This window comes from Streptoalloteichus hindustanus, from assembly GCF_900129375.1.
Lineage (GTDB): Bacteria > Actinomycetota > Actinomycetes > Mycobacteriales > Pseudonocardiaceae > Streptoalloteichus > Streptoalloteichus hindustanus.
In genome coordinates, this window is record NZ_FQVN01000005.1 from 281737 (window position 1) to 294572 (window position 12836).

Annotated in this window: 4 protein-coding genes (1 of these 4 running past the window's edge); all 4 read left to right on the forward strand. The window is 72.5% G+C overall.

Annotation, left to right across the window (positions count from 1 at the left end; translation table 11 throughout):
• Tightly spaced (each overlapping or abutting the next), the 4 genes in view from BUE43_RS17180 to BUE43_RS17195 form a layout consistent with a single transcriptional unit that may run on beyond the window.
• Window positions 1-8136, forward strand: the 3' portion of a protein-coding gene (locus tag BUE43_RS17180) for a non-ribosomal peptide synthetase (RefSeq protein ID WP_073484320.1). Its footprint begins 93 nt before the window's first position; 8136 of the gene's 8229 nt are visible here — the last part of the coding sequence; its start codon lies off the left edge, out of view; the stop codon is at window positions 8134-8136.
• Entirely contained in the window at window positions 8129-9949 is a 1821-nt protein-coding gene (locus BUE43_RS17185; RefSeq protein ID WP_073484322.1) for a condensation domain-containing protein, read from the forward strand. The genes BUE43_RS17180 and BUE43_RS17185 overlap by 8 nt, the downstream gene beginning before the upstream one ends.
• Window positions 9949-10941 (forward strand): NAD-dependent epimerase/dehydratase family protein, encoded by a 993-nt coding sequence (locus BUE43_RS17190; protein WP_073484324.1) that lies wholly within the window; start codon window positions 9949-9951, stop codon window positions 10939-10941. Before BUE43_RS17185 ends, BUE43_RS17190 begins: the two co-directional genes overlap by 1 nt.
• Complete coding sequence (locus BUE43_RS17195; protein ID WP_073484326.1) at window positions 10934-12835, forward strand: aspartyl/asparaginyl beta-hydroxylase domain-containing protein; 1902 nt, start codon at window positions 10934-10936, stop codon at window positions 12833-12835. The genes BUE43_RS17190 and BUE43_RS17195 overlap by 8 nt, the downstream gene beginning before the upstream one ends.
• Window position 12836: the final 1 nt, after the last annotated feature.

Consider the following 12836-nt stretch of genomic DNA (forward strand, 5'->3'; position numbering starts at 1 on the left):
CTGCCGGACGGCGAGACCGAGTCCGAGCGGTTCGACTTCGCCGGCATCGACCTGCGTGCCCGCGCGATCGCCGTGGCCCTGCGGGAGCGGGGCATGGTCGGGGAACGCGTCCTGATCGCCTACCCGTCGGGCTCCGCCTACGTCCAGGCGATCCTGGGATGCCTGTACGCGGGCGCGATCGCCGTGCCGTGCGACGCTCCCGAGCGAGCGTCCAGTGTGGAGCGACTGACGGCAGTGGCCGGGGACGCCGCTCCCGCGCTGACGCTGGCGGCGGCCGACGGGCCGTTGGCCGGGCGGATGCCGCTGTTCGACATCACGACGGTGTCCGACGAGGCGGCCGAGAGCTGGAGCGCGCCAGCGCTCGACGTCGACGCTCCGGCCTTCCTCCAGTACACCTCGGGATCGACCCGCACCCCGCGCGGCGTCATGGTCAGCCACGCCAACCTCCTGGCGAACGAGGAGGCGATCCGCCGGACCTGCGGCCACGACCAGGACTCGACGTTCGTGGGCTGGCTGCCGCTGTTCCACGACATGGGCCTGGTGGCGAACGTCCTCCAGCCGCTGTTCCTCGGATCGCTGTCGGTGCTGATGCCGCCGTCCGCCGTCCTGCGGCATCCCATCCGCTGGTTGCGCGCGGTCACCCGGTACCGCGCGCACACCAGCGGTGGACCGAACTTCGGCTACGAGCTGTGCGTGGAGCGGACGAGCCCGGAGGAGCGCGCCGAGCTGGACCTGTCCTCGTGGCTGGTCGCCTACAACGGCGCGGAACCGGTGCGGGCGGCCACCCTCCGGCGGTTCGCCGAGGTCTTCACGCCGCACGGTTTCGCCTCCACCGCGCACTTCCCGTGCTACGGCTTGGCGGAGGCCACCCTCCTGGTTTCCGGCACCCCCAAGGCGGAGGCACCGTTGGTGCTCACCGTCGACCCGGCGGAGCTGCGGCAGGGTCGGGTGACGCCGGCCGTGGAACCGGCCCCGGGCACGGGGTCGGTGGGCACCGGATCGTTGGGCACCGGATCGTTGGGCACTGAGTTGGTGAGCTGCGGGAAGGTCGCCGTGGACACCGAGGTCCGGGTGGTCGACCCGGAGACGGCGCGTCCGGTGGCCGACGGCCAGGTGGGCGAGGTGTGGGTCCGCGGACCCGGCGTGTCCGGTGGTTACTGGCGCGATCCGGACGAGTCGGACACGGTGATGCACGCCCGGCTCGGCGAGGAGGGGCCGTACCTCCGCACGGGCGACCTCGGCTGTCTGCTGGACGGCCAGCTCTACCTGACCGGCCGGCGCAAGGACCTGCTCGTCGTGCGGGGGCAGAACCACTACCCGCACGACCTGGAGTGGACGGCCGAACAGGCGCACCCGGCGCTGCGGCCGAGCTGCGGGGCGGCCTTCGCCGTGGACGACGGCGACCGGGAACGGCTGGTGCTCTGCTACGAGCTGCGCGCCCCGGTGTCGGACCTCGCCGACGTGGCCGAGGCCGTGCGCCGGGAACTGTCCCGCCGACACGGGGTCGAGCCGCACGAGCTCGTCTTCCTGGAGCGCGGCGGTGTCCCGAAGACGACGAGCGGCAAGGTCCGCCGCCAGAGCTGCCGACAGTCCTACGTGGACGGAAAGTTGCCGGTGCTGGCCGTGGTCCCGCTGGCCGTCGGGGACGCCCGGTCGGACATGGCCCTGCCCTCGCTGGCGGATCTGGCCGAGCTGGACCCGGCACAGCGGGTTCTGGTTCTCGCGTCCGCGCTCCGCGACGCTCTGATCGCCCGCGCGGGCGTCGCCGGTGCTCCTCCGGCGCTGGACGAGCCGCTCTCCGCGATGGGCGTGGACTCGCTGGCCCTGATGGAACTGGGCCACCACGTCGAGGCGTGCTACGGCGTCGTTCTGGGGCCGGGCGTGTTGTTGGGTGACACCGGAGTCCGCGAGGTGGCACAGCGGATTCTCGATGCCGCCGAGGAAGTCTCGGAGAGCTCCGCGCCCACCCCACCCGTGGCCGACCCGACGTGGCTTCCGCTCACGGGCGGACAGCGCGCGTTGTGGTTCGAGCAGGCGTTGGCGCCCGAGTCCGGGGCCTACCACCTCGCGCGCGCGATGCGGATCGAGGGACGGTTGGACGTCGCCGCGTTCACCCGCGCCTTCGACCGGCTGGTCGCCCGCCACGCCGCGCTGCGGACCCGTTTCGCCGTCCACGACGGCCAACCCGTGTGCCGTGTCGATGACGAGGGACCGCGTCTGGTCATCACCGAGGCGGGACCGGCGGAGGACAGCGCGCTGACCCGGCAACTCGCCACGCTGGCCGACGAGCCGTTCGACCTGCTGGCCGGACCACCGGTGCGGGCCGTGCTGTTCCGACGCGACGCCGAGGCGTCCGTCCTGTTCCTGATGGTGCACCACCTGCTCGCCGACTTCTGGTCGTTCGTCGTGGTGATGCGGGACCTGGCCGCGCTCTACCGCGAGGAGACCGGCGGAGACGCGGCGGACCTCCCGCCCCCGCGGGTGGGGCACGCCGACCTCGTGCGGGCCGAGAACCTGGCCGCGGACTCGCCCTCGGCCGAGCGCCAGATCCGGTTCTGGCGCGAGACTCTCGCGGAGGCGCCGGCCGCCCTCGACCTTCCCACCGAGCGGCCAGAACCGACGCGCCGGACGTTCGAGGGCGCGACCCAGACGTTCCGCGTGCCGGCCGAGCTGACCGACCGCCTCCGGGACCTGGCTCGCGCCGAGCGCTGCACGCTCTTCACCACCCTGCTGACCGGATACCAACTCCTGCTCCACCGGTACGCCGCGCAGCAGGACATCGTGGTGGGCACGTTGCTGGCGCGCAGGGAGCGCGCCGAGCTCGCCAACCTGGTGGGGTACCTGGTCAACCCCCTGCCGATCCGCTCCCGGTTCGAGGCCACCGAGCCGTTCCGGGCGCTGCTGCTGCGCACTCGTCGGTCCATTGTGGACGCGATGGAGCACGCCGACGTCCCGTTCGACCGGTTGGTCGGTGAGGTGGCCCCGGTCCGACTCCCGGGCCGCGCGCCGCTGGTGCAGAGCCTCTTCGTGATGCAGCGGGAGTACGGCCCCGCCGCCGACGGCTTCCGCGCGTTGGCACTCGGGGTTCCCGGGAAGCTCCCGCTGGGCGACCTCGCCGTGGAGACGGTCCCGGTTCCGCGTCGGTGGGCGCAGCTCGACCTGACGCTGTCCATGGCCGAGGTCGATGGCGAACTGGTCGGTGTGTGGGAGTACCGCACGGATGTCCTGGCGGAGCCCGCTGTCTCGGCGATGACCCGGCACTTCCTGCGGCTGCTCTCGGAAGCCGTGGCCGAACCCGACCAGCCCGCCGGGAATCTCGACCTGCTGTCCACAGAGGAGCGTGGTGAAGTCCGGCGCGGCGCGACCGGGCCGGAACGCCCTCGCGACGGTGCTTCCCTGCACGATCTCGTGGCGCGCGCCGCGGCCCAGCGACCCGACGCCGTGGCGGTGATCGCCGACGACGCGAGCGGCGTCCCGGTTCAGATCAGTTACCGGGCGCTCCAGCGCGCGGCGACCCGGATCGCGGCGCGACTGGGGGAGCGGGGTGTCCAGCCCGAGGAGCCGGTGGCGCTGCTGGTGGAGCGGGGTTCCGCCCTTCCCCTCGGATACCTCGGCGTGCTCAACGCGGGCGCCGTCGTGCTCCCGCTCAATCCGGAGGACCCGGACCACCGCCTGTCGACGGTGCTCGCCGACAGTGGTGCGCGCACCGTGCTCACGCAGCGATCGCTGGTGGATCGCGCCGGCGGGCTCGGCGCGCACGCCGTGGCTGTGGAGGATCTGCTGACGGCCGACGGGGACGGCCACACCCGCGGTATCCATCCCGAACAGGCGGCCTACCTGCTCTACACGTCCGGATCGACCGGGAAGCCGAAGGGCGTCCTGGTGCCGCAGCGCGGCATCGTGAACCGGATTCTCTGGATGCAGGAGGAGTACCAGCTCGGTCCGGGCGAGCGGGTCCTGCACAAGACCCCGGTCACCTTCGACGTGTCGTTGTGGGAGCTGTTCTGGCCGCTGGTCGCCGGCGGCTGCCTGGTGATCGCGCGTCCCGGCGGGCACCGCGATCCCGCGTACCTGCACGCGCTCATCGCGCGGCACCAGGTGTCCACCGCGCACTTCGTGCCGTCGATGCTGGGGCCGTTCGTGGCGGAGCGGGCGCGGGGAGAGGCGTTGCCGTCCCTGCGGCGGGTGGTGTGCAGCGGTGAGGTTCTTTCGCCGGAGCTGTGCCGGCGGTTCGCCGCGCTGTTCGACGCGGAGCTGCACAACCTCTATGGGCCAACCGAGGCATCGGTTGACGTCACGGCCTGGCGTTGCTCCGCGCGCGAAACCGGGGCCGTCCCCATCGGACACCCCATCGCCAACACGACATGCGTGGTGCTCGACGAGCGCCTGCGTGTCCTGCCCGCCGGAGTGACGGGCGAACTCCACCTCGGCGGGGTCGGGCTGGCCCGCGGCTACCTGAACCGCCCGGAGCTGACGGCCACGAGCTTCGTGCCCGACCCGGACGGGACCGGGGAACGGCTCTACCGCAGCGGAGACCTCGCCAGGAGCCGGGCCAACGGGGTCCTGGAGTACCGGGGGCGGCGCGACGACCAGACCAAGATCGCCGGCAACCGGGTGGAGCCGGGCGAGGTGGCCGAGGTGCTGCGCGGGCAGCCCGAGATCACCGACGCGGCCGTGGTGGCGCGGGACCAACGCCTCGTCGGCTACGTCGTGGCGGACCGGCCGGTGTCGGCCGAGGCGCTGCGGGCCAGGCTCCGGGATCTCCTGCCCGCCTTCCTGGTTCCCGCCGCCATCGTCCAACTCGACCAACTTCCGCTCACCAGCAGCGGAAAGCTGGACGCCCGCGCTCTGCCCGTGCCGGTGGAGCGCGCCGCTGACAGCGAGCCACCCCGTGGCGACACCGAGCACCGCCTGGCGGAGATCTGGCGGGAGCAGCTCGGTGTGAGCGGCCTGGGCGTCACCGACGACTACTTCACCCTCGGCGGCGACTCCATCCGCGCCATTCGGGTCGTCTCCGCCGCCAGGGACGCCGGTCTCGACCTGACGGTCACGGATCTGCTGCACCACCGCACGGTCCGGGACCTGGCGCATTACCTCGACCGTCGCGCCGAGCCACGTCCGGACACAGTGGACGCTTCGGAGGTGGTCCCACCCTTCGCGCTGTGTCCGGCCGCCGCCGGCAGGGAAGGTGTGGCGGACGCCTACCCGATCTCGATGGCCCAACGCGCGCTGTTGTTCCACAGAGAGAACAACCCCGGGTACGAGGTCTATGTCACCAGCGTCGCCGTGCACGGCCCGCTCGACCGGGAGCGGATGGCCGAAGCCGTCGCCGGGGTGATGCGGCGACACGCCTATCTCCGCTCCTTCTTCGACCTCACCAGCTACGACGAGCCCGTTCAGCTCGTCATGGCGGACGTGCCCACCCCACTGCACGTCATCGATGTCCGCGACCTTCCGGCGACGGAGCGGCAGACCGCGTTCCAGCGCTGGTTGCACGCCGAGCGCCAGCGCCACTTCGACGTCGACCACGGGCCGCTGGTCCGGTTCACCGCCCACGACGCCGGAACGGAGTTCCGCCTGACCGTCAGCAGCTTCGGCCTGGACGGCTGGTGCGTGGCGATCGTGCTCACCGAGCTGCTCCGCCACCACCGCGAAGGCGCGGCGGGACACGCGACCCACGAGGCCGAGCACGTGGGCTACGCGGACTTCGTCGCGCTGGAACGCCAGGCCATGTCCTCTGAGGAACATCGACGCTTCTGGACGACGGAGTTGTCAGGGGCGGAGGAGTGCCTCCTGCCGCGTTCCCCCGGTTTTCCGCGGAAGCGGACAGCGGAAGCCCGCCAGCACCGGCACGTCGTCGAGGTGGACGCCGACGTGCACGCGAAGCTGACCGACCTCGCGGCGACGCTGGGCGTCGGGCTGAAACACGTCCTGCTCGCCGCCCACCTCCGCGTGGTCCGGACCTGGACGGGTCACAGCGACACCGTGACCGGCCTGGAGTGCAACGGTCGGCCGGAGCGGCGAGGCGGTGACCGCGTCGTCGGGGTGTTCAACAACATCGTTCCGCTGCGGCTCAACACGAGCGAACCGCGGAGCTGGGCGGAGTTGGCCAGGGCCGCGCACGCCGCCGAGGTTCGCCTCTCCCCGTTCCGCCGCTACCCGCTGGCCCAACTGCACCGCGAGCACGGAGCGGGGCGGCTCTTCGACACGCTGTTCGTCTTCACCCACTTCCACCTCTACGAGGAACTGGCCGAGGCGGGCGTGTCGGATCTCCAGGCCCCGGACCAGACCTACGTGCCGCTGACCGCGCACTTCAACCTCGACGCCTGGTCGGGGCGGTTGCGCCTGTTGCTCGACTTCGACCCGGCCGAACTGGCCGAGGACCAGATCGCCGCCCTGGCCGACAGTTACTCGCGCGCGGTCGAGGCGATGGCCACCGAGCCCGAGCGGCACCCCGCCGCGACCGCCCTGGCCGAGGCCAGTGCTGACGCCGACGGTGGATCGGGATTCGCGTGGCCGGACAGCGTCGCGGACCTTGTGCACGACACCGTGCGACGGACTCCGGACCACGTCGCGCTCTCGGAGGGCAGCCGTCACCTGAGCTATGCCGGTCTCTGGTCCCGCGCCGGCGCACTGGCCGCCGCGCTGCGTTCCGTCGGTGTCGGACCGGAGTCGGTGGTCGGACTGTTCGCCCCGCGCCGGCTCGACACCGTCGTGGCGATGGTGGCGATCCTGCGGGCGGGCGGCGCCTATCTGCCCCTGGACCCCACGTCTCCGCCGCACCGGCTGCGCCAACTGCTCACGGAGTCCGGAGCTTCCGTGGTGGTGCTGCCACCGTCGACGGCTCAGCAGGCCCAGCCGGAGTGGGCGGAGGGAATGACGGTCGTCCACGCCGACGCGAGGACGGAAACCCGGTCGCCCGTCCGGAGAACCCACCGGGACGCGCTCGCCTGCGTCATGCCGACCTCCGGGTCCACGGGCGTCCCGAAACTGGTCGGCGTCCCGCACCGGGGGATGGTCAACTACCTGCGCTGGGCCGTGGAGCGGTACGGCATCGACGCGCGGACCGTCGCGCCGGTGGCCTCCTCCCCGGCGTTCGACCTCACCGTCACCTCCCTGCTCGCCCCGCTCGTCGGCGGGGGAACAGCCGAGCTGCTTCCTGCCGACGCGCCAACCACTCTCGGCGACGCGCTGGCACGGGGCCGCCACACCCTGGTCAAGCTCACCCCGGCTCATCTGGCGGCGGTGGCCGAGCAACTCGCCGCGCACGGCGGGCGGTCGAGCCTGCGCACAGTGGTGGTGGGCGGTGAGCAACTCCACGCCGGACACGTCCGTGCACTGTGGACAGTGGCTCCGGAGGCGGTCGTGGTGAACGAGTACGGGCCGACCGAAACCGTGGTCGGTTGCAGTGTCCACCAGGTCACCGACCTTCCCTCGGAGGGCCCGGTTCCGATCGGGCGGGCGATCTCGGGCGCCAGCGTTCGGGCCGTCGACGAGTACGCATCTGGTTTTGGTGCGACGGAAGCCGCCCCCGGTGTCCTCGGCGAACTGCACGTGGGCGGAGCGGGCGTCACGCGCGGATACCTCGGCCGTCCCGCCGACACCGCCGCGGCCTTCGTCCCCGACCCCCATCGGGAGGGCGCACGGCGGTACCGGACGGGAGACCTCGCGCGCCGCCTTCCCCACGGTGAACTGGTCTTCGTCGGCCGCGCCGACCGCCAGGTGAAGATCCGGGGCCACCGGGTCGAACTCGGGGAGCTGGAGCACACCCTGGCCGCGCACCCCGCCGTGCGCCAGGTCGCGGCGGTGACCCGCCCGGGGCCGGGCGGCCGGCTCCGCCTCACGGCCTACTGGGTGTCCGCACCCGGGACCGAGGCCGCCACGGCCGAACTCCAGGACTGGCTGGCCCACCGGCTGCCCGCCCACCTCGTCCCGGACGCCCTGGTGCGGATGCCGGCCCTGCCGATGACCGCCAACGGCAAGGTAGACCAGAGCCGACTGCCGGACGGCGCGGACCGCGTCGCGGCGGTGCTGGAGCGGATCGAGGAACTGTCGGACGCCGAGGTGGAACGGTTGCTGGCCAACGCCCGCACGGCCGCAGGGCCGTCCCCGACCGAAGGAGGCGCGCGTGGCTGAGGAGCGATCCGAGGACCGCGTCGGCCGGCTTTCCGCCGCCCGCAGGGAGTTGCTGGCCCTGTGGCTGGCCGAGGAGCCGTCGGAGGCCACCGGGAGCACACCGCACGCCGACCCCGCGACGGCGGAGGAGCACGTGCTCGCCCGGGTGTGGCGGGAGGTCCTGGAGGTCGAGCGGATCGGCGTCGACGACGACTACTTCGCGCTCGGCGGGGACTCCATCCACGCGATCGTGATCGTGGCCCGGGCCAGGGAGGCCGGCCTGCACCTGACGGCCCAGGACCTGTTCGAGCAGCGGACAGTCCGCGCCCTCGCCCGGCTGGCCGTTCCCGTCGAGGAAACCGAGCTCCCGGAAGCAGAAGCGCCCGACAGGGCGGATCTTCCGCTGGGGCCCATGCAGCAGGGCATGCTCTACCACTCGGTGGGCGGCAGCTCTGCCGGCGCCTACGTGGTCCAGGTGACCTGCCGGCTCGTCGGAGACCTGGACCGCGACGCCTTCCGGGCGGCGTGGCAGGAGGTGGTGACCGCCACTCCCGCGCTGCGCGCCTGTTTCCGGTTCGCCGAGGGCGACGAGCCGCGCCAGGTCGTCGTGCCGGACGTCGTGGTGCCGATGGTCTTCACCGACTGGCGCCCTCTGTCCACAGAGGAGCGGACGGCCCGGTTGGAGGAGCACCTCGACGCTGACCGCGAGCGGGGGTTCGCGCTCTCGGAGGCGCCCCTGTCGCGGCTCGCGGTGTTCCAGGAGGCCGACGACCGGCACGTGTGCGTGTGGACGCACCACCACCTGATCCTCGACGGCTGGTCCCAGCAACACGTTCTCCGGGACGTGCTCGACCGGTACGACGCGCTGGTTCGGGGCGAGCGGACCACCCCGCCGTCCCGACCGTCCTTCGCCGCGTACCTCGACTGGCTCGCCGACCAGGACCCGGCCGCCGACGAGACGTACTGGCGCGACCGCCTCGCCGGATTCGGCGCGCCGACGCGCGTCGCCGGCCCCGGCTGTGTCGACGGACAGGTCGTCGCGGCGCGACGCCGGGAGGCGACGCTCCGGATTTCCGAGCAGGCCACGGAGAAACTGGGCGCGTTCTGCCGAGAGCACGGAGTCACGGCGGGCAGCGTGCTCACCGCGGGGTGGGGTTTGCTGTTGGCCGGCCACCACTCCGTCGACGACGTGCTGTTCGGGGTCACCGTCTCCGGTCGACCGGCGGAACTCCCCGGCGCGACCGAGATGGTCGGCCTGTTCATCAACACGTTGCCCCTGCGCCTGAGCTGCCCGGCCGACACGACCGCGACGCGGTGGCTGGCGAACACCCAGCACACCATGGCCGAACTCCGGGAGCACCAGCACCTCCCGCTCAGCCGGGTCGAACGGGCGGCCGGGCGGGGCCGTTCCGGCGGCCTGTTCGACAGCATCGTCGTGGTCGAGAACTTCCCCACGTGGGTCGGCGACGGCTCCGGTTCGGCGCGGTTGCGCGTCGAGGAACCCGCCGTCCTCATCGACGAGGGCTACCCCCTGGTCCTGGAGATCACCCCGGGCGCGACCGTGCTGCTGCGCGCCCGCTACGACCCGAACCGGCTCGACCACGCGCGGGTCCACGCGGCCCTGGTGGCGCTGGAAACCTACGTCGACGCCCTGGTGTCCGACCCGACGACCACCCTCGCGGTCCTGCGGACCCGGATGGTCGAGCGGTGGCAGGAGCACGTCGACGAAGGTCGCCGCAGCAGCCGGGAGCGCGGGGAGCAGCGGTTGCGCGCGGCGCGCCGTCGGGCGGAAACCGTGACCGAACCCGAGACGACCTCAGGAGGAGATCGGTGATGCGGACCGTGGTCACCGGGGCCGGTGGGTTCATCGGAGCCCACCTGGTGCGCTTCCTCGCACAGCAGGGCTGCCACGTGCGCGGCGTCGACCTGCGGCACCCGGAGTTCGCCCCCTCGGCGGCCGACGAGTTCGTCACGGCCGACCTCCGCGACCCGGCCGCCGCGGCGGACGCGGTCGCCGGCGCCGACGTGGTCTTCGCCCTGGCGGCCAACATGGGCGGCATCGGCTGGACGCACGCCGCCCCGGCCGAGATCCTGCGGGACAACCTGCTGATCTCCACCAACACCGTGGAGGCGTGCCGTGCGGCCGCTGTGGGCAAGGTGGTCTACACGTCCTCCGCGTGCGTGTACCCCGGGTACCTCCAGCGGAACCCGGACGACCCGCCGTTGCGGGAGGACCGGGTTTTCCCCGCCGAGCCCGACATGGAGTACGGCTGGGAGAAGCTGACCACCGAGATCCTGTGCGCCACCTACCGCCGGACCTACCGGATGGACGTCAAGGTCGCCCGGCTGCACGCGATCTACGGCCCCTGGGGTAGCTACGAGGGCTTGCGGGCCAAGTCGCTGTCCATGCTGTGCGGCAAGGTGGCGAGACTCCCCGGCCCGGCGGGGGAGATCGAGGTGTGGGGGGACGGGACCCAGACCCGCTCCTACTGCTACGTCGACGACTGCGTCGAGGGGCTCTGGCGGCTGTCCAAGTCCGCTGTGGACACTCCGGTCAACCTCGGGTCCGAGGAGCGGGTGACGATCGCCGAGCTGGTCGACCGGATCGCGGTGGTCGCGGGGAAGACGGTGACCTCCCGCTACCTGACGGACAAACCGGTCGGTCCCCGTGGCCGCAGCTCGGACAACACCCTGTGCCGCGAGCTGTTGGGGTGGGCGCCGGAGACGAGCCTGGACGAGGGCCTGCGCCGCACCTACGCCTGGATCGAACAGCACCTGGCGGCAGGGGATTCGACGGCCGATGTCGTGAGGAGCACCGATGGCTGAGCGCAGGATCTCCAGCGCCGCCAGGGATCTGGCACGGCTGCTTCTCGGCCACTCCTCCCGGTACCGGGACGGCCGTCTCCAGGACGTGGCCACCGAGGCCCTGCGGGAGGACGCCGACGGCCGGGGATGGGTTGTCCGCGTCGTGAACGCGAGCCTGCGGGCTCGACAGCGCCTCGACTACGCCGTGCGCCTGGAACCCCGCCGGGTGCTCTCCCGCCTGAGCTATCCCCTGCGCGGCCACGCAAGCGGAGACGGCCCGCCACGGTCGCTGTCCCTGCTGTGCCCCACGCGCGGGCGGGTCGACAACGTCCGGGACTTCCTCACCAGCGTCTGCCGCACGACCGCCGCACCGGGGCGGATCGAGGCACTGTTCTACGTGGACTCCGACGACCCCGATCTCCCCGCCTACCGGGAGCTGTTCCGCCGCTCGCGGTGGTTGTTCGGCGACATCGGCCGGTGCGCGCTGCACGTGGGCGACCCGGTCGGGGTGCCGGCCGCGTGGAACCAGCTCGCCGAGGCGGCCACCGGCGACCTGCTGATGATGGCCAACGACGACCAGCTCTACGTCGACTACGGCTGGGACGCGGCGCTGGACTCGCGGGTGGCGGAGCTGACCCGGCTGCACCCGGACGGCGTGCTGTGCCTGTACTTCGACGCCGGCCAGTACCCCGAGGGCGGGTGCGACTTCCCGATCCTCAGCCGCGCCTGGTACGAGACGGTCGGCTACTTCACGCCGACGATCTTCCAGCAGTGGGAGGTGGAGCGCTGGCTGTTCGACATCGCCGACCGGCTGGGCCGCCTCCACCCCGTGCCCGGCGTCCTGGTGGAGCACCGCCACTACCAGGACTACAAGGCGCCGTTCGACGCCACCTACCAGCGGCACCGGATGACCAGGGAGAAGTCCTTCTCCGACCACGCCCTGTTCCTGCGTACCGAGAAGCTGCGCGAAGCCGAGGTCCGCAAGCTCCAGGCGGTCATCGACCGCGGCGGGGCAGTGGCTTCCCCTGCGGGGGAAGGGACGTCCGCGCTGTCCGGGCAGGCGCTTCCTGAGGCGGCGCTGTCCGAGGAGGCGCTGTCCAAGAAGGCGCTGCCGGAGGAGGTGCTGCCCGTCGCCCGACGCCACTACGCCGGGCTCGTGGACGACCTGCACGCGGCCGGCCAGACCGAGCAGGCGGTCGCCTGCGCCGAGTTGGCGGTCAGCCAGGGAGTCTGGGCGCACCCGCTGCACCGCCCGGCCGTCTACCGCCCGGACCTGCCGTTGCGGGAGTACGACCCCGGGACGTTCTGGTTCGACGCCTACCTCGCTGAGAACCACGCGAAGCTGTTGGCCGAGCTCGACCGGTTCACCGGAACGGTCCGGCTCGACGCCGTCGACACCGTCGACGCGGCCGACTCGTCCGCCCGGGTCGGCACCGTGGGGCAGCAGTGGGACCGGCTCGTCCTGTTCGCCGACGGCGAGTGGACCGCGGCGGCCGCCCGTTCGCTTCCGGTCACCATGACCGTGCTGTCCGCGATCCCGGAGGCCACCCTCCTGCCGGACAGCTCCGTCGAGCTCGCCCTGCTCCCGTCGGGCGGCCGGGTCGCCGCGCGCTGCGGCCGGAGCAACACCGCGCTGCGCGTCGAGTTCGGCCTCCAGGTGGGCGAGGGCGTCGGAACGCGGATCGGCGGACGACCGGTGCCGTGGCCGCGTGGTCGGTGCCTGGTCTTCGACGACGGCTGGGAACGCGAGGTCTGGAACGAGAGCGCGTCCGCGCACGTCGTGCTGTCCTTCACCGTTCCCCACCCCGACCTCGACCCGGCGGCGCTGCGCCGGGCCGGCAGAGTGTCCACTGTGTCCGTTTCGGATGTGTCCATTTCGGACAACGGCGCGGTGTCGCCGAAGCCGGGGGCGTAGA

Coding starts and splice junctions, on each gene's coding strand:
- BUE43_RS17190 (WP_073484324.1), top strand. CDS start 9,949: ATGCGGACCGTGGTCACCGGGGCCGGTGGGTTCATCGGAGCCCACCTG.
- BUE43_RS17195 (WP_073484326.1), top strand. CDS start 10,934: ATGGCTGAGCGCAGGATCTCCAGCGCCGCCAGGGATCTGGCACGGCTG.